At 56.4% G+C, this 18,702-nt stretch carries 16 protein-coding genes and 1 other annotated feature (1 of these 17 running past the window's edge); of the genes, 4 read left to right on the forward strand and 12 right to left on the reverse strand.

Annotation, left to right across the window (positions count from 1 at the left end):
* Positions 1-27 (reverse strand) — a binding site (T-box leader); it reaches 198 nt to the left of the window's first position.
* 155 nt (positions 28-182) lie between these two features.
* Positions 183-2,921: a transglycosylase domain-containing protein gene (locus tag QWV57_RS14295; protein ID WP_081212684.1), complete on the forward strand. Its 2,739-nt coding sequence runs from the start codon at positions 183-185 to the stop codon at positions 2,919-2,921.
* A 122-nt stretch (positions 2,922-3,043) separates the two neighbouring features.
* On the opposite strand, the gene acsA is transcribed toward QWV57_RS14295, so the two are convergent.
* Positions 3,044-4,759, reverse strand: a complete 1,716-nt coding sequence (gene acsA / locus QWV57_RS14300) for an acetate--CoA ligase (protein ID WP_020756151.1) — start codon at positions 4,757-4,759, stop codon at positions 3,044-3,046.
* A 174-nt stretch (positions 4,760-4,933) separates the two neighbouring features.
* On the opposite strand from acsA, the gene QWV57_RS14305 reads away from it, so the two are divergent.
* From QWV57_RS14305 to QWV57_RS14315, 3 genes are all read left to right on the forward strand, one after another.
* Complete coding sequence (locus QWV57_RS14305; RefSeq protein ID WP_011232281.1) at positions 4,934-5,566, forward strand: GNAT family N-acetyltransferase; 633 nt, start codon at positions 4,934-4,936, stop codon at positions 5,564-5,566.
* 92 nt (positions 5,567-5,658) lie between these two features.
* The gene (locus tag QWV57_RS14310) at positions 5,659-6,303 is read left to right on the forward strand and encodes an acetoin utilization AcuB family protein (RefSeq protein WP_129447149.1); all 645 of its coding nucleotides are present in this window, start codon (positions 5,659-5,661) and stop codon (positions 6,301-6,303) included.
* Positions 6,300-7,469 (forward strand): acetoin utilization protein AcuC, encoded by a 1,170-nt coding sequence (locus QWV57_RS14315; RefSeq protein WP_011232283.1) that lies wholly within the window; start codon positions 6,300-6,302, stop codon positions 7,467-7,469. Before QWV57_RS14310 ends, QWV57_RS14315 begins: the two co-directional genes overlap by 4 nt.
* A gap of 164 nt (positions 7,470-7,633) precedes the next feature.
* Here the strand turns inward: QWV57_RS14315 and ccpA are convergent, their stop codons facing one another.
* The 11 genes from ccpA to QWV57_RS14370 all read right to left on the reverse strand — a co-directional run bounded on the left by ccpA (position 7,634) and on the right by QWV57_RS14370 (position 18,648).
* Positions 7,634-8,626 (reverse strand): catabolite control protein A, encoded by a 993-nt coding sequence (ccpA, locus tag QWV57_RS14320; RefSeq protein ID WP_015375640.1) that lies wholly within the window; start codon positions 8,624-8,626, stop codon positions 7,634-7,636.
* Between the two features lie 202 nt (positions 8,627-8,828).
* Positions 8,829-9,911: a bifunctional 3-deoxy-7-phosphoheptulonate synthase/chorismate mutase gene (locus QWV57_RS14325; protein WP_011232285.1), complete on the reverse strand. Its 1,083-nt coding sequence runs from the start codon at positions 9,909-9,911 to the stop codon at positions 8,829-8,831.
* Positions 9,912-10,122: 211 nt separating this feature from the next.
* On the reverse strand, positions 10,123-10,452 hold the full coding sequence (gene ytxJ / locus QWV57_RS14330; RefSeq protein ID WP_013524360.1) for a bacillithiol system redox-active protein YtxJ: 330 nt from the start codon (positions 10,450-10,452) through the stop codon (positions 10,123-10,125).
* 5 nt (positions 10,453-10,457) lie between these two features.
* A complete protein-coding gene (locus QWV57_RS14335; protein ID WP_129447148.1) occupies positions 10,458-10,853 on the reverse strand; it encodes a YtxH domain-containing protein in 396 nt (131 codons plus the stop codon).
* Positions 10,840-11,283 (reverse strand): DUF948 domain-containing protein, encoded by a 444-nt coding sequence (locus tag QWV57_RS14340; RefSeq protein WP_013144450.1) that lies wholly within the window; start codon positions 11,281-11,283, stop codon positions 10,840-10,842. The genes QWV57_RS14335 and QWV57_RS14340 overlap by 14 nt, the downstream gene beginning before the upstream one ends.
* Before the next feature lie 145 nt (positions 11,284-11,428).
* A complete protein-coding gene (gene murC, locus QWV57_RS14345; RefSeq protein ID WP_011232289.1) occupies positions 11,429-12,733 on the reverse strand; it encodes a UDP-N-acetylmuramate--L-alanine ligase in 1,305 nt (434 codons plus the stop codon).
* A 153-nt stretch (positions 12,734-12,886) separates the two neighbouring features.
* Entirely contained in the window at positions 12,887-15,238 is a 2,352-nt protein-coding gene (locus tag QWV57_RS14350; RefSeq protein WP_301099980.1) for a DNA translocase FtsK, read from the reverse strand.
* A 106-nt stretch (positions 15,239-15,344) separates the two neighbouring features.
* Positions 15,345-15,950 carry a YtpR family tRNA-binding protein gene (ytpR, locus tag QWV57_RS14355; protein ID WP_013144448.1) on the reverse strand — a complete coding sequence of 202 codons (606 nt, stop codon included), beginning with the start codon at positions 15,948-15,950 and terminating at the stop codon, positions 15,345-15,347.
* Positions 15,951-15,970: 20 nt separating this feature from the next.
* Positions 15,971-16,768, reverse strand: coding sequence for a DUF1444 domain-containing protein (locus QWV57_RS14360; RefSeq protein WP_081212686.1), 798 nt, complete (start codon positions 16,766-16,768; stop codon positions 15,971-15,973).
* Between the two features lie 227 nt (positions 16,769-16,995).
* Positions 16,996-17,526 carry a DUF84 family protein gene (locus tag QWV57_RS14365; RefSeq protein ID WP_013524367.1) on the reverse strand — a complete coding sequence of 177 codons (531 nt, stop codon included), beginning with the start codon at positions 17,524-17,526 and terminating at the stop codon, positions 16,996-16,998.
* A gap of 45 nt (positions 17,527-17,571) precedes the next feature.
* On the reverse strand, positions 17,572-18,648 hold the full coding sequence (locus tag QWV57_RS14370; protein ID WP_033006862.1) for a M42 family metallopeptidase: 1,077 nt from the start codon (positions 18,646-18,648) through the stop codon (positions 17,572-17,574).
* Positions 18,649-18,702: the final 54 nt, after the last annotated feature.

An 18,702-nucleotide genomic window follows, 5' to 3' on the forward strand; every position in this document is an offset into this window, starting at 1 on the left:
GCTACTTGTTCCCATCATCGCTTTCTCATATGAAATATATACATTCTTATTACCATAGCGATGCACTCGCTGTCAACCCTAACGCTTTTCGCACAAACGGCGAAAAATCGGCAAAATTCCACAATGCCTCCCCTTCCTATGGTATACTGATATATAATGACTTGCCGCATAGGGGGGCTGGCATGAAGCGAAACCAACTTTCCATTTCTCTTGAAAAAGCGTGGCATTATTTTTCCCTTACATACGATGTGGTTTGGAACGTCATCTTCATTTTGCTCGTCGCCGCACTCTGCCTTGTCTGCTTTGCCATCGGCGCCGGCGCCGGCTATTTTGCCTTTTTGGTCAAAGATATGCCCGTTCCCTCTCCCGACGAGATGAAAAAGGAGATTTACCATTACGGCGAAACGAGCCACATGTACTTTGCCAACGGTGTATATTTAGGCCGGTTCCGGTCCGACCTCGACCGCGAGGCGGTGCGCCTGTCCGACGTGTCTCCGTACGTCGTGCAAGCCATTATCGCGACCGAAGACGAACATTTTTATGAACATCACGGCGTCGTTCCGAAGGCCGTCATCCGCGCCGTGTTTCAAGAGCTGACCAACTCGCCGGTCAAAAGCGGCGGGAGCACGCTTACGCAGCAGCTCGTCAAAAACCAGATGTTGACGAACGAGGTGTCGTTTGAGCGGAAGGCGAAAGAAATGCTGCTTTCGCTTCGTCTGGAGAAATTTTTTTCCAAAGAAGACATTTTAGAGGCGTATTTAAACGTCGTTCCGTTCGGCCGCAATTCTTCAGGGCGCAACATCGCCGGCATCCAAGCCGCGGCCCAAGGCGTCTTTGGCGTCAACGCCAAAGAGTTGAATCTCGCTCAAGCGTCGTTTTTGGCCGGGCTCCCGCAAAACCCGTTCGTCTACACCCCGTTTGCCGCTGACGGCAGCGTCAAACCGGACCTCTCGGCGGGATTGAAACGGATGAAAACGGTGCTTTACCGGATGAAACGGGCCGGCTACATCTCGGAAAAACAGTATAAGGAAGCGCTTTCCTATGATGTGGCGAAGCATTTGGCCGCCCCGAAGCCGTCGCCGTTTGAACAATATCCGTTTTTGACGATGGAGATTGAGCGGCGGGCGAAAGAGGTGCTCGCCGAGACGTTCGCCAAGCGCGACGGTTATAAGCCGGAAGAAGTGCAGCGCGAACCCGCTCGTTTCCGCCGCTATCTCGGCGAAGCGGAAAAAGCGCTGCGCCAAGGCGGATATCGGATTTATACGACGATCGACAAAAAGATTTATGAACAAATGCAGCGCATCGCTGCCCGCTACCCGTATTACGGAAGCGACAATGTGTATTACACCAAAGACAAGAAAACAGGGAAAACGATCCCCCATCGCCAACCGGTCGAAGTCGGGGCGATGCTCATCGAAAACAAAACGGGAAAAATCATCAGCTTCGTCGGCGGACGCGATTATGGGCGCGAGCAGTTGAATCACGCCACCCAGGCGCACCGGTCCAACGGGTCAACGATGAAACCGCTCTTAGTATACGCGCCGGCGATGGAGATGGGCGTCATCCAGCCGGCGACGATCATTCCCGACTTGCCGCTTTCGATCGGTTCATATGCGCCGAAAAACGCGGACGGAAAAACGCACGGGCTCGTCACGGCGCGCTATGCCTTGCAGCAATCGTTCAACATTCCGGCCGTTCGGACGTATATGAGAATTCGATCCCGCCATCCGATCGACTATTTGCATAAAATGGGGATCACGAGCGTTTCGAAGCAAGAAGAAGCCAATCCGGCTTTGGCGATCGGCGGGACGCACATTGGCGTCACGGTCGAGGAAAACGTCAACGCCTATGCGACGTTCGCCAATTACGGATCGTTTGTGGACGCCTACATGATCGAGAAGATTGTGGACAAAAACGGAAAGATCGTTTACAAACATCAAAGCAAACCCGTCCCGGTGTTTTCGCCGCAAACGTCGTACTTGATGATCGATATGATGCGCGGCGTGCTTCACGGCGGAACGGCCTCGTCGGTGCCGCGCTACTTGACCTTTTCCGCCGATTGGGCGGGAAAAACCGGGACATCGCAAGACAAGCGCGATTCGTGGTTTATCGCCGTTAATCCGAACGTCACGTTCGGCGTTTGGATCGGCTATGACCGGCCGGCGCCGCTTGAATCCCGCTACAAAGGGCTTTCCTACAGCCAGCGCACCCAGCTGTTATGGGCGCGGTTGATCAATGCTGCCTATCAAGAAAACCCGAAGCTCATCGCTCCGCCGAAGCGGTTTCTCATGCCAGGCGGCATCGTCCGCCGCGCTTACTGCGCCGCGAGTGGCTTCAGCCCGTCGGCCGCGTGCGAAAAAGCCGGGCTCGTCCGTTACGATCTGTACAATACGAAGTTTGCGCCGCGGGAAGGAAGCGGCGAGGAAGTGATGGAAAGCCGGGTCGTCGTCATCGGCGGACGCCGCTATGTGGCGCTTGAGACGACGCCGGAAGAGTTTGTCACTCGCGAAGTGATCGTGAATCCGAAGCTTCTCGCCGATTGGGGGATCAACGGCGAGGGGCAGGCGGGCGATGCATCGCTCGTCTCCACATTAAAGGAAAACGGCCGTCCACCGGCTCCACCCGCCGCTCGGCTTGCAGGGGGCAAGCTCGTCTGGAATCGCCATAACGAGCCGGATGTCATCGGCTACCGCGTCTATCTAGTGAACGAAACGGGGGAACGACGCCTCGCCGCCGCTGTTAAAGCGGACGAGGCAGCCTCGTTTTCGCCGCTGCAGCCGGGCGCCGCGTACTGCGTCACTGCTGTGGACATCGCCGGACAGGAATCGGCGCCGTCGAACCCCGTTTCGCTGCCGTCCCATTCCGATCAGCAAAAGAGCGGGGGGCCGTCTTCTCCCCCGTCCTCAAGTGCCGCGGACTGACATGGCCGAACAGATGGGCTTTCTTTCAAAAATGCCGTTGTCGGCGCATGCATACGGGGATGGAAAAGGGGCTGATCCCAAAACGCAATCGCGTTTTGGGCCAGCCCCTTCTTCTCTCCCTATCAGTCTTCCATCGTCGACAAATCGCCGGTCGGCAAGTTGAGCTCCCACGCTTTTAAGACGCGGCGCATGATTTTCCCGCTCCGCGTTTTCGGCAGTTTGTCGCGGAACTCGATCTCACGCGGCGCGGCATGAGCGGCGAGCCCTTTTTTGACGAACTGGCGGATGTCTTCTTTCAGTTCCTCGGACGGCTCGTACCCTTCGCGAAGCGCGATGAACGCTTTGATGATTTCCCCGCGCACCGGATCCGGCTTGCCGATGACGCCGGCTTCGGCAACGGCCGGATGCTCGACGAGCTTGCTTTCGACTTCAAACGGCCCAACGCGCTCGCCGGATGTGTTGATGACATCGTCAACACGGCCTTGGAACCAGAAGTAGCCGTCTTCGTCCATGTAGGCCGAATCGCCGGATACGTACCAGTCGCCGATAAAGTACGATTCATATTTTTGCGGGTTGTTCCAAATCGTTTTCATCATCGACGGCCAGCCTTTTTTGATGGCCAAGTTGCCCATCCGGTACGGCGGCAGGACGTTTCCTTGGTCGTCGATGATCGCCGCCTCGACGCCTGGGATCGGTTTCCCCATCGATCCCGGCTTGATTTCCATGCACGGGTAGTTGCAAATGAGATGCGCGCCCGTTTCCGTCATCCACCACGTATCATGGATGCGGCGGCCGAACACTTTCATCCCCCAGCGGATGACTTCCGGGTTGAGCGGCTCGCCGACGCTCAAAATGTGGCGGAGCGAGCTTAAATCATATTTTTTCACGACTTCATCGCCGGCGCCCATCAGCATGCGGAACGCCGTCGGCGCGCTGTACCAGACGGTGACGCCGAAATCTTGGATCGTTTGATACCAAGCATCCGGGCTGAAGCGGCCGCCGACGATGACGCTTGACGCTCCGCACAGCCACGGGCCGAAGATGCCGTACGACGTCCCGGTCACCCACCCCGGGTCAGCCGTGCACCAGTAAATGTCGTCTTCTTTTAAGTCGAGCACCCATTTCGCCGTTTGATAGTGCTGAATCATCGCGTTATGGACGTGCAAAACGCCTTTCGGCTTGCCGGTCGAACCGGATGTGTAATGCAAAATCAAGCCGTCTTGGCGGTCGACCCATTCGATGTCGAAGTGCTTGCTTGCCTCATTCATCCGCTTTTTCAAATCGATGTACGGCCCTTCCTCGACAATGCCGTCGCCGACCAAAAAGACGTACTTCAACTCCGGCAAATCGCCGACCGGCACGCGCGGCAGAAGCTCCGGCGTCGTAATGATCGCCTTCGCCCCGCTGTCTTCAAGACGGTCGCGCACCGCTCCTTCCATGAACGCCTCAAACAACGGCCCGACGATGGCGCCGGTTTTAATGATCCCAAGCACCGCAAAGTACAGTTCCGGAGAACGCGGCATGAACACGAACACACGGTCGCCCTTCTGAATGTCCGCCGCCTGTTTTAAGACGTTCGCCACCTTATTGGACATCTCTTTCATTTCTTTGAACGTATATTTCTCGTTCCGCACCGCGTCGCGGTAATAGAGCGCCACTTTATTTTTACGGAACGACTCAGCATGGCGGTCGATCGCCTCATACGCCATGTTGACTCGGCCCGTTTCATGCCAAGAAAACTCTTTCTCCACTTCCGACCATTGAAACTGTTTATATGTTTCTTCGTAGTTTTTCAAATTGTAGTCCCCTTGTATGACAGGAAGCCGTTCTGTGTTCATTCTCCGATCCCCCTTATGTAAGTGATTACATTTCTATTATAGTCGATTGAAAACCATTTCTCAATTTTTAAAATATTCCTTGTCCCCGCTTTTTTGAAATTTTTTTGAACCGCGCCAGCCGGCGCCATTTTTATGTATAATGGAAGCAGAACGACCAATTCAGGTGGTGGACGAATGGAACATAAAAAAACGTATAACGCCAAAGAGCTGAAAACCCCGAAAGGAACGCTCCTCATCGAAGGACCGGTGACGCCGGAAGCGTTGGCCAGCTACGAATTCCACCATGACCTCACTTCCTTCCGCCCGCCTGCCAAACAGCACAAAGCGTTGATCGAAATCGCCAAGCTGCCGGAAGGGCGGATCATCATCGCCCGCCGCGGCGAGGTGATTGTCGGATATGTGACGTTTTTGTATCCCGATCCGCTTGAGCGTTGGTCGGAAGGGAACATGGAAAATTTGCTCGAGCTTGGCGCCATTGAAGTCATTCCGGAGTTCCGCGGGTTTGGCGTCGGAAAAAATTTATTGATCGTCTCGATGATGGACGACGCCATGGAAGACTATATCATCATTACAACGGAGTATTATTGGCATTGGGATCTAAAAGGCACGGGGCTGAACGTATGGGAGTACCGAAAAGTGATGGAGAAAATGATGAACGCCGGCGGGCTCGTCTGGTATGCGACCGACGACCCGGAAATTTGCTCCCATCCGGCGAACTGCCTCATGGTCCGCATTGGCAAACGGGTCGACGCCGAATCAATTCAACGGTTCGACCGGCTTCGGTTTATGAACCGCTATATGTACTAGCTGACATTCTCGGCTGTCCAGACGTTTGCGCCCGCCTTGCCGGTTGCGGGCGGCGCGCATGAAATGCCACGCACAAAGGGGAGAGGAGAACGATGCTTGTCGAACAAATCATGAAAACGCGGGTGGTGACACTCCGTCCCACGAATACGATCGCCGAAGCGCTGCAGCTGCTCAGACATCACCGCATCCGCCATCTGCCGGTCATCGATGAAAGCGGGAGATTGATCGGCCTTGTGACCGATCGCGATTTGCGCGACGCGAGCCCGTCCATTTTCCATCTTCATGAACATCTGGAAGACTTGCAAAAACCGGTCAGCACGATGATGAAAACCGACCTCATCGTCGGCCATCCGCTCGATTTCGTCGAGGAGGTGGCGGCGCTCTTTTACGAACACGGAATCGGCTGTCTGCCGATCGTCAATCACGGGAAACTCGTCGGCATCATCACGCAAACGGATTTGCTCCGCACGTTCATTGAATTGACCGGCGTTCACCAGCCGGGGTCGCAAATCGAGATCAAAGTGCCGAACGAAACCGGCATGTTAAGCAAAGCGGCGGCCATCATCAGCGAGCGCCATGTGAACATCGCCAGCGTCTTGGTGTATCCAGCTCCGGATCCGAATGAGAAAATTTTAGTTTTCCGCGTGCAGACGATGAATCCGCTTCCATTGATCCGCGATTTGCAAAACGCCGGCTATCGCGTGCTATGGCCGAACTTGCCGGGGGTTACGTCATGAGCCGAAACTGCGCATTCGTCTATAGCGAGCAATTTCTTCAGTACAAATTTCATGACGACCATCCGTTCAACCAGCTGCGGGTCAAAATGACATACGACTTGCTTTGCACGCTCGGCGCGCTCGAAGACCGCCAGATCGTCGCCCCGCGCATGGCGACCGATGACGAGCTCGCACTCATTCACGACCGCTCCTACATCGAGGCGGTGAAAGCGGCCGGGCGCGGCGAGCTGTCGGAAGCGGCGGCGCAAAACTACGGCCTTGGCACCGAGGATACGCCGATTTTCCCAAACATGCACGAAGCGAGCGCTCTTTTGGTCGGCAGCACCCTCACCGCCGTCGACGCGGTTCTTTCCGGAGCGGCCGAGCATGCGCTCAACCTTGGCGGCGGTCTGCACCACGGCTTCCGCGGCAAAGCATCCGGCTTTTGCGTCTACAACGACAGCGCGGTCGCCATTCAATACATCAGGGAGAAATACGGACTGCGCGTGTTGTACGTCGACACGGACGCCCACCACGGCGACGGGGTGCAATGGGCGTTTTACGACGATCCGAACGTTTGCACGTTTTCCATTCATGAAACGGGGCGCTATTTGTTCCCAGGGACCGGAAATGTCAACGAGCGCGGCTTAGGCGCGGGCTACGGCTATTCGTTCAACATTCCCGTTGATGCGTTCACGGAAGACGAATCATGGATCGCCGCCTATACGACCGCGCTTCGGGAAATCGCCGACTTTTTCCGCCCGGATGTCATCGTGACGCAAAACGGCGTCGACGCCCACTATTACGATCCGCTCACCCATTTGTCGGTGACGATGAAAACCTACCGCGCCATTCCGAAACTCGCGCACGAAATCGCGCATGAATATTGCGGCGGACGCTGGATCGCCGTCGGCGGCGGCGGCTATGACATCTGGCGCGTCGTGCCGCGGGCATGGGCGCTCCTTTGGCTCGAGATGACGGGACAAGCCGATGTGTCCGGCCCGCTGCCGGATGAGTGGCGCGAACGTTGGCAACCGCTTTCACCCGTCGCGCTTCCGCTCGAGTGGGACGACCCGGATGACTTGTATCCCCCGATCCCGCGCAAGGCGGAGATCAGCGAAAAAAATGCGCAAACGGTGGAAAAGGCGTTGTATTTCATTCGCAGTCAACGCCGGGCGGGGACTTGATTTTTTTTTCATTTAAAGAAAACAATGGATTTCTACGTCCTGTTTTCCTAGTCAACTTCCGTTTTCACCGAAAAACGGGCCGACTGCAAGGCGATTGCAGCTGTCAAAAAAGAAATGGAGCAAAGCAAGCAAGAAGCTGGCCCCCGTGTTGAGGCCAGCTTTTTTCATTTCGTCGACTCCCGCACTTCAAGCCGGTGCGGCAAGACAACGATATGGTGGTCCACTGGCTCTTTGTTCATATACTTCGTCAAGAGCCGCATCGCCACCGCCCCGATGTCGTACATCGGCTGCACGACGGTCGTCAGCCGCGGCCGCACCATCGTCGCCAATCGCGTGTTATCAAAACCGACGACTTCCAGTTCATCCGGCACGCGCACCCCGTGGTCTTGGGCGCTGTGGATGATGCCGAGCGCCATTTCGTCCGTGCCAGCAAACACCGCCGTCGGCCGTTCGGCAAGCTCTGTGATTTTCTCATACGCCTCCAAGCCGGAGTCGTACGAGTTGTCGCCCTCAATGACGAGCTCTTCCTCATACGGCGCGCCGTGTTCCTCAAGCGCGCGTCGGTACCCCGCCAACTTCCGCTGGTTGATCGGGTCATCGGTCGGACCGGTTACATAGACAATGCGGCGGTTTCCTTTTTCCAGCAAATACGTCACGGCTTCAAACGCCGCCTGCTCGTAGTCGATGTTGACCGAGGGAATCTCGTTCGGTCCCATCGTCGCCGCAAGCACGATCGGCACCGACGACTTTTGAAATTCGGCGACGTGCTCTTCGGTGATCGTCCCGCCCATAAACAACAGGCCGTCCACTTGCTTGGCGAGCATCGTGTTGAGCAAATGCAGCTCTTTTTCTTTGTTTTGGTCGGAGTTGCTCAAAATGATGTTGTACTTGTACATCGTGGCGATGTCCTCAATGCCGCGCGCCAGTTCGGCGAAGAAAATGCTCGAAATATCCGGGATGATCACTCCGACCGTCGTCGTTTTTTTGCTGGCGAGCCCCCGCGCCACGGCGTTCGGGCGGTAGCCGAGCCGTTCGATGGCCTCAAGCACTTTTTTCCTCGTCGACGGTTTGACGTTCGGGTTGCCATTGACGACGCGCGAGACGGTCGCCATCGAGACGTTCGCCTCCCGCGCCACATCATAAATCGTTACCGTCATTTTGTTTCACTCCTTTTCGCTCGATCCGATAACCGGTCAAATTCCGAATGTATGTACAACTATCATACGATACATTATCGCCAACTCGCAACGAAATCGCAACCATTTTGCCGGTTTGTTCACAAACCGTTCACGGGTAGTTTGCCCCAACACTCGCCATCTCATCAAAAAATCCCCTCGGGCAACAACCGAGGGGATCGTCTTACGCCTGAACAAACTGACGTTGGAACGCGCGCACTTCTTCCATAAACTCGTTGAATTGAGCGATGTCCATTTGCTGGGCGGAATCGGACAAGGCGACGGCCGGGTCCGGATGCACTTCGGCCATGACGCCGTCGGCGCCGATCGCCAAGGCCGCTTTGGCGCACGGGATGAGCAGATCGCGCCGCCCCGTTGAGTGGGTGACATCGACGAACACCGGCAAGTGCGTTTCTTTCTTCAAAATCGGCACAGCCGAAATGTCGAGCGTGTTGCGCGTCGCCCGCTCGTACGTGCGGATGCCGCGCTCGCACAAAATGATCTGCCCGTTTCCTTGCGACATGATGTACTCAGCGGCGTTGATGAATTCTTCGATCGTCGCCGCCAAGCCGCGCTTCAGCAAAATCGGCTTGTTCACTTGGCCGGCTGCCTTAAGCAGCTCAAAGTTTTGCATGTTGCGCGCGCCGATTTGGATGACGTCAATATAGTCCAAGGCGATTTCAATGTCCGCCGGGGTGACGATTTCACTGATGACCGCCAAATCAAACTCATCGGCGATCCGTTTCAAAATTTTCAGCCCTTCCACGCCGAGCCCTTGGAAATCGTACGGCGACGTGCGCGGTTTGTAGGCGCCGCCGCGCAGCAGCTTGATCCCTTGTTTTTTCACGGCCTCCGCCACCGCAGCGACTTGTTCATAGCTTTCCACAGCGCACGGGCCCATGACGAAATATTGATTGCCGTCGCCGATTCGCTCGCCTTTCACTTCAACAATCGTGTTTTCCGGATGCTTTTTCCGTGAGACAAGGAGCGCCTTGCGGTGATCGTCTTCCTGCAGCTCAAGCGCCGCTTTAAAAATTTCCTTGAAAATGTGCTGCAGCGTCGACGTTTCAAACGGCCCATCGTTATGCTCGGAAATGAGGTCGAGCATCTTCCGCTCGCGCACCGGGTCGTAGCGGTGCGTCCCTTGCGCTTCTTTAATTTTTCCGATCTCCTGAACGAGCCGTCCCCGTTCATTGATCAGTTTCAACAGCTGCAAGTTGATCTCATCGACTCGCGCCCGCAGTTCGTCTAATCTCTCATTGCTCATGCTTTTCTCATCCTTTCGCCAAGTGTCGTGCATTGTTTTCGCCGCTTGCCGGCAAGCGGTGCCCCCGTCTTGGAGAGCGAAGTCGTTTAATTAGTGTTTATTATAATCGATGGAGCTATCGTTGTCACGAAAAAAATGCTTTTTTGATTAAACGCTTTTAAGCAATAAAGCAAAAAGTGTGCAAAAAACCGCCCGCAATAAAGGCGGACGGTCAAGCGCCGACATGCTCCGAGAGCGCGCCATACGTAATGGCCCAATGGGACGCATGCCAGACGACGCGGCCGTTTTCAAACAGCAGCACTTGCGGCGACTCGTGTTTCACCCCGGTCGTTTCGGCGATATAGTTGGACAGCGGCCGCGCCTCTTGGACGTACAGACAATATATGGGAAGCTCTGGATGGTCTGCGGCGAACTTCTCGCATTCGCCAAACGCCGCCTGGCTGATCGGGCAGGTGAGGCTATGCTTGACGAACAAAAAACGCTCCGTTTCCTTCATGACGCGGTCAAACTGTTCGATCGTCTCCAGCTTCTCCATTCCCATCTCTCTCACTCCGCTTCTTTTCGCGATGTGATGCTTTGCTCGGCGTCATCAAGCGCCGCCTCGGCTTCCTCAAGCAGCTTTTGCAGCGTTTCCCGGTCGGCTGGCCCGGCGGATGGCGGAATCGGAATCGTCGCCTTCTTGGCTTCCTCTCCATCGTTTTCCCCGCCAGCTGGCACCGTCGAGGATTTCAACGGAATGAAGCTGGCGATTTCCTTCGTTTTCTCTTTCGCCGTTTCGATCCATTCTGCAGCCGTATCTTTTACGGGCTCCCATCTGCCTGCATGATTCCACTCCTCGAGCCATTTCCGCCCTTTTTCGCTCGTCAAAAACAACGCAGCAGCCGCGCCGGCGATGCCGCCGACCAGCGCGCCAAGCAAAAATCCACCGTTATTTTTCGCCATTCGATACACCCTCCTTTAACGATTGTTTTTTTCTCCATTTTTCCCGTAAATCGAGCAAAACATTTGTCCAGCGCAATGCCTTCACCCATTTTCCTTGCTCCAGGCCCGCCCGCGCCGACAAACCGGCAGCCGCCTGCCGAAGCGCGCGGTTGAGCGAACGGATCGTGCCGCCGATCTCTCCGACCGCTTCGATTGCGCCATTTAGCGTTTCTGCTTTTTTTTGCACATCGCTGGCGATGCCGTTAGCCGTATGGAGAAGTTCACGAACTTCTTTCGCCACCGTTTGCACTTGCTCATCGGCATGGTCGATCGCCGCTGTCAGCCGGCGCAGCGTTTCCTGCAAAACGATGAGCGTCTTGGCTATGTAAACGACAAGCAGCAAAAAAGCAAGCGCGATGAGCGCCACGCTTCCATACAAAAGCCATTCCACCCGATTCCCTCCTTGCCCATTCGAACGTTTCATTCCCTTTGTACCCATCTTTTCCCGCTTTCAAACTTCGACATAGAAAAGACGGCTTCCTTTTTGAAACAGGAAAAACGGGCCATCTTCATCACAGCCCGTTCCCTGTCGGCCGTCAGGCGGAAAGAACGGCCCGTTCGTACGCTTGTTGAAACTTTTGAATGTCGCCGGCGCCCATGAACACCAACACCGCGTCTTGATGCTGCTTCAACACGGCTACGTTTTGTTCCTCAAGCAGCTGGGAACGCGGAATTTGCGCCTGCAAATCACGGATCGTCAGCTTGCCCTCATGTTCGCGCGCCGAGCCGAAAATGTCGCACAAATACACGTGGTCCGCTTGCAGCAAACTTTCGGCAAACTCGCGCAAAAACGTCTGCGTCCGCGTATACGTATGCGGCTGAAAAATCGCCACCACTTCGCGCCCCGGATATTTTTGCCTTGCCGCCTCCAATGTCGCCGTAATTTCGCGTGGATGATGCGCGTAATCATCGATCAGCACTTGGCGCCCGACCGTTTTTTCACTGAAGCGGCGCTTCACGCCTTGGAACGTTTGCAGCCGCTTGGCGATCGTGCCCGCATCCACCCCTTCGTAGTGGCAGAGGGCGATCACGGCGAGAGCATTCAATACGTTATGAGTGCCGAAGCGCGGAATGGCAAACGAAGCGAAAAATGTGTTGCGCACGAACACATCAAACGCCATCCCTTCCGTCGTCTTGACGATATTGCGCGCCTGAAAATCGTTTTCTTCGCCGAATCCATAAAACAAAATCGGCACTTTCGCCTGAATGTTCGGCAAATACGGATCATCCCCGCAGGCGACGATCGCTTTTTTCACTTGATTCGCCATTTGCTGGAAAGCGGAAAACACATCGTCGACATTGGCAAAATAATCCGGGTGATCAAAGTCAATATTTGTCATGATCGCATAATCTGGAAAGTAGGAAAGGAAGTGCCGGCGGTATTCGCACGCTTCAAACACAAAGTATTTGCTCCCTGGTTCTCCTTTTCCCGTGCCGTCTCCGATCAAATAGGACGTTGGATGGGCTCCTTGCATCACATGGGCAAGCAACCCCGTCGTCGTCGTCTTTCCATGCGAACCGGTCACCGCGATGCTCGTAAACTTGCCTGCCAGCTGGCCTAAAAAGCGATGGTAACGAATGACAGGCACACCAAGCTGACGGGCCGCCTCGATTTCCTCATGCGTATCCGGAAATGCGTTGCCGGCAATGACCGTATAACCTGGACGAATATTGTCTTTCGAAAAAGGCAGCACCGGGATTCCCCGCTCTTCAAGCGCCTTTTGCGTGAAAAACCATTTCTCTACATCCGACCCTTGCACCGTATAGCCAAGGTCATGAAGCACTTGCGCGAGCGCGCTCATCCCCGTGCCTTTAATGCCTACAAAATGGTAAGCTGTCATCGTTAAGCCCTCCAACCATCGTCTCTCTGTAAGACAGTATATGATATCCATCTCGTTTTGCCATTTCTCTCATTGCGGTGCACCATTCATTTCCCCATTATAGCACGCAAGGAGGCAAAACACTACCGCCCGCCCAAAGGAGGCCGCCCGCCCTCAGCTGTTCTGCTCGCGCCAGCGCTCCCACTCATCCTCGCTCATCAACACATCGCGCGGTTTGCTGCCGCGCGCCTCCGAAATCAACCCTCGTTCCTCCATCATCTCGATCAACCGGGCAGCGCGGTTGTAGCCGATGCGGAAATGACGCTGCAGGCTCGATGTCGACGCCCCTCCTTGGGCGATGACAAACCGGCACGCCTCCTCGAACAGTTCGTCATCCTCGCCGCCCATCGACGCCGTTTGCCGAAAATCGTCCGGATCAAACAGATAGGATGGGCCTTGCTTCTCTTTCACGTGCGCTGCCACCCGCTCGATCTCCTCATCAGAAATAAAGCAGCCTTGCAGCCGCACCGGCTTGGCCGAACCATTTTCCAAAAACAGCATATCGCCGCGCCCAAGCAGCCGCTCAGCCCCATTCACATCTAAAATGGTGCGCGAATCGACTTGGGAGGAGACGGAAAACGCAATGCGCGTCGGAATGTTCGCCTTGATCAATCCCGTGAGGACATCGACCGACGGCCGCTGCGTCGCGATCAGCAGATGGATGCCGCACGCCCGCGCTTTTTGCGCCAGCCGGCAAATCGATTCTTCGACATCGGCTGGAGCGGCCATCATGAGGTCCGCTAGCTCATCAATGACGATGACGATGTACGGCAGCGGCGGCTCGCTGCTTCCGCGTTCGCGAAGATGGGCGTTATACTTTTCAATATCGCGCACGCCGGCGTGGACAAACTGTTCATACCGCCGTTCCATTTCGCCGACCGCCCACTTGAGCGCCCCCGCCGCCGCCTTCGCCTCGGTGATCACCGGGCTGAGCAAATGCGGCAGCCCGTTGTACGGCGCCAGTTCGACCATTTTTGGATCAATGAGCAGCCATTTCACTTCGTGCGGCGCTGCTTTATACAACATGCTGATAAGCATCGCGTTCATGCATACGCTTTTTCCCGACCCGGTCGCCCCGGCGATCAGCCCATGCGGCATTTTTCGGATGTCAGTCACGACCGGCGCACCGCTAATGTCAAGCCCAAGCGCCACGGTAAGCGGCGATGGGCTTTTACGGAACGCTTCGCTTTCTAAAATTTCCCGCAGGCGCACCGGACGGCTCGTTCGGTTCGGCACTTCAATGCCAATCGTCCGTTTTCCCGGGATCGGCGCCTCGATGCGAATATCTTTCGCCGCCAGACTGAGTTTGATATCATCGATTAAACTCGTAATCTTGCTCACTTTCACTCCTAAATCCGGCTGCACTTCAAACCGCGTCACCGTCGGTCCTTGCGTCGCCCCAACGACTTTGGCGCCGATATGGAAGCTCGCAAACGTCCGGTCCAAACGCTGGCATTGGTCGCGAAGCCACTGCTCGTCGCGTTCGGCCGCTTTCTCGGGCGGTTCAAGAAGCGCCAATGGCGGCAGTACGCAGCCGTTCGATCGATTCGCCGCTTTTTCTTCGAGTTTGCGCCAATCTTGCTTGAACATGATCACATTATACGGGATGCGCGTTCGTTCGGGACGGGAAGCCTCTTCTCGGCGAACAGGCGCCGCCGAGTGACGGATTTCGCGATCTGGGGTCTTCTCCCGCTGTTCTGTCGAAGAAGCGCTCCCTCCGTCGCCATTCCTCATCTGTGACGGCACCCCTCGTCCTTCGCTCTCCAAGCCGCCGTCTGTTGCGTGCGGCGCGCGTTCGTTGCCTCGTTCGTCCAGCTCCTGCCCTTTCTTTTCATCCGCCTCGGCATCACGTTCTTCCTGCCCTGCCGCCGGCGCCAGCTCATGTTTTCCTTCCGTTTCCATAACAGCCGCGGGCATCGCTCCGCTCGCGTCTTCGTTCCATTCCTCTGCCCCCTTGGCCAAAGGCGCCTCTTCTTTTGGCGGTTCAGCCGCCCGGCTTTCCGTTCCCTCTCGCGCGTCTCGCCGTGTCGCTTCTCCGCGGAGGGCCTCTTCCCGAACCGCCTCATCGCTCCGATTCTCCATGCCCCCCGCGGTCAGCTCGGGTTCATCCGCTCGTTGCCGCTGTTTCCCCCGATTCCGATCATATCCAAAAACCGGGGATGGCACATCAGACGGGCGGAACGGCCGTTTTTCCGCTATTTCCCTTGAAACGCCAGCCGACGGGCGCCGACTCGGCAGCGGCCGGGATGCCTCGCTTTTCGCCCGCCCCGGCCTTTCCCGATTTTCACCCGGCTGGTCATCCGGAATCAACGGAAAGCGGAAGCGGCCTTGCGGATATTGGTAAATGACATTCACCGCGCCGCGTTCGGGCATGCCGGCCGACAGCCGGGAATTCGTTCGCTGTTCGTTCCCTTCCTCTTCCTCGTCGCTCGTGAGAAAACGAAGCCATCGTTTCCAAAATTTCATCCATCACGTCACTCTTTCTTTGCCTTCATTGTCGGAAAAAATGCCACTGGCGTCGTTCCAGTGGCGAAACAACAGTCGGAATCCGTCTGCACCGCCCGTCGGAACGTCAAAAAACGAACGGCTGGCCGACCTCATACTCATCGGACAGCACCAAAATGCCCTTCTCCTGCGGGGCGTTTGGCAGCCCAAGCTCGCGGGCCGAACAAATCATGCCGGATGACCGGACGCCGCGCAGCTCGCTTTCTTGAATGACGAGGCCGTTTGGCATCACGGCGCCGATTTTGGCGACGACGACTTTTTGCCCTTCGGCGACGTTCGGCGCTCCGCAGACGATTTGCAGCACCTCACCGCCGACATCGACTTGGCAGACGCTCAATTTATCGGCGTTCGGATGCTTCGTTTTCTCTTTCACATATCCGACGACAAACTTCGGCGACAAGTCAGCTTCGATCGGTTCGTCAAAACCGTTTTTCGCCAAGATGTCGTTGATGACGCCGACGAGCTCCTCATTCACTTCCAGCGGACCGTTGCCGGAAAACGGATAGTACGAAGACGCGGAAAAAATGTTATAGCCGACCGTCTCGCCCGTCCGTTCGGACATGATGCGGACGACATCGCCTTGTCTGACAAACGTCCGTTCCTCATCCGCCGCCGGTTTCAGCGACACAAGCAACACGTCGCCGACCCCTTCTCGGTTGTAAAACACGTTCATCGCTCTCTTCCTCCTTGTCGCTACGTTCTCCGTTTTTTTCCTAAAATGAAAATCGGTTCAAGTTTCCCATTTTCGTATAAAAACGACAGCGCCGTGATCGGCACGCGGCCGCCGGCAAAAAAGCTCATCGTCATTTGCGCGAGCACGTCATAACCGATGTCGTTGCGCACATCAGCGATAACAAGCACATCTTGATGCGGAACAGCGACGGCCATCGTTCCTTCCACGCGCGCCCGCATATCGGCCAAAAACGATTCGTTTAAAATGCGGCTCGCATCATACCCGTCATTGGTGTTCACAAAATAAAACACGTTGTCCGCCACCCGGTCCTCTTTCACCGGCGTCGGCAACGACCTGACGTTGAAACGGGCGATTTCCTTCACCCGCTCGCGGCTCCAGTTGTCTTTCTCCAGCATGCGCTCATCAATCAAGCGATACGTTTTGCCGAGATCAAGCGCATAGTAAATGCGCGTTTCGGCTGTATGATCATCAAACAGCAACGGGACGCCTTCTTTCGTCTCCGTCGGAAACGACGCCGAGCGAATGACGGGATAAATGTTCCGCTCGTTTCCGGAAAGCGCCGCGTCTTCCTCCATCGTTTTCAACGTTTGCTCCACATAATAAACGACTTCGCGCACCGCCTCGTCTTTTTGTTCGTGCCATTTGGCAATCACGCCGGGAAGCGAGATCGTGACGCCTTTTTTCGTGCGGCGGTCTTCGACGCGCATCGCGTCTTGCTTGGCGTCAAAGCGAAACGTCCAGTGCGGGTGGGCGACGAGACGTTCTTTAATCTTCTCATACATTTGCCGGCTGTTCATTCGTGTTCCTCCTTGTTTTGCCGGCGCCCGTGCCTTCCGTTTCCCCCTTTCGGCCGGGGCTTCGCCAAGGGCGCATCCGGCGTTGACAATGCCTGGCCATGCCCGCGCGGCGTTTTCACCGTTTGGCGCCGCCCCTCGCTTTGCCGGCCGCTCGATCCAGCTCCTTGGTGGAACGCGGCCCGCTCATTCAGCCGGCCGCCATCATCGGCATGACCGTTCGTTATTTATCATACATGGAACGACCCGTTTTGACAAAGCCATTCATATTGACCGGCCAAAAGCTCGACGATGTGGGAAAACATCGCCGATCGGTCAACGCGCCCGTTCGTCAACACGCCGACCGCACCTTCTTTCCGCCGAACGTTCCTCCTCCCGGTGTACGCTTCCATCACGTCGCCGAGCTCGCGCCCCGCCTCGATGCCGGCGCCGACGTCCGGCGGGAGGGCGAGGCGGGCGCCGGCGGCGGCCACCACCACTCCGTTTCGGTCAGCGAGCGCCCCCCAGTTGCACAGCCACCATTGCCCATCGATCTTCGTCACGCCGCCTTCCAATCCGATGCCGATGTCCGCCTCCGCCGCTTCGAGCGCCCGTTTGGCGCGCCCGATGGCGCCAAGCCGCGTCTCCTCATCGGACAGCGGCTGTGCGGAAACGCCTGATGGCACCTCAAGCGATACAATGCGGTATTCCTTTTCCGAAAGCACCGCCCGAACGGCGGCGATTTTCGCTTCATTGTTCGTTCCGACCGCAACAGTTTTCATCCAGTGCCCTCCTTGTCATGGAAAAGGAGAAGCGTTCGCTTCTCCTCAGCTGTTTTGGCGAATCGTCTCGACCGTCGTCCGGTCGCACCGTTTGACGAGCTCAACGATGAGCTGTTTGGCCGCCGCGTAATCATCGATATGAATGATCGACGCATGCGTATGAATGTAGCGGGCGCAAATGCCGATCACCGCCGACGGCACGCCGCGGTTGGCGATATGCACCCGCCCGGCGTCGGTTCCGCCGCCTGGGGAAATGAAAAACTGATACGGGACGCCAATCGTTTCCGCGGTGTCAAGCACAAACTCGCGCATGCCGCGGTGCGTAATCATCGTCCGGTCGTACAAGCGGATGAGCGCCCCTTTGCCGATATGGCCGAACGCCTGCTTGTCGCCGGACATGTCGTTGGCCGGGCTGGCTTCCAAGGCGAAAAAGATATCCGGGTTGATCATCGCTGCCGCCGTCTGGGCCCCACGCAGCCCGACCTCTTCCTGCACAGTCGCTCCAGCGTACAAGACGTTCGGCACTGTTTCGCCGTTCAGCTCTTTTAACAGCTCGATCGCCAACCCGCAGCCAAACCGATTGTCCCACGCTTTTGCCATCACGGTTTTTCCGTTGGCCAACACCGTGAATGGGCTGACCGGCACGATCGGCTGACCGGGGCGGACGCCGACTCGTTCGGCATCTTCACGGCTTTCCGCTCCGATGTCAATCAACATGTTTTTCATCTCCATTGGTTTCTTGCGCTGCTCCTCATCAAGCAAATGCGGCGGAATCGACCCGATCACGCCGATGACCGGCCCTCCGTCCGTGATAATCTGCACGCGCTGGGAGAGCAGCACTTGATCCCACCAGCCGCCGAGCGGCTGAAACCGAATCATGCCATTGTCGGTGATCGCCGTCACCATAAATGCGACTTCATCCATATGGCCGGCGACCATCACCGTCGGGCCCGCCTCATCGCCGCGTTTGACGCCGAAAAGGCTCCCGAGGCGGTCTTGCACAATGTCATCGGCGTATTTCTCGAGCTCTTTGCGCATAAACTGCCGCACCGGATGTTCATAACCCGGTGCGCCTGGAAGCTCGGTCAACGTTTGGAATAATTGCAGCGTGTCCTCATTCATCACGCGTCTCCCTTTCTATGTTCGATTTCACCGTTCCGTTTCTTTCCGTCCTTC

This window comes from Geobacillus zalihae, assembly GCF_030414215.1.
Classification (GTDB): Bacteria; Bacillota; Bacilli; order Bacillales; family Anoxybacillaceae; genus Geobacillus; species Geobacillus zalihae.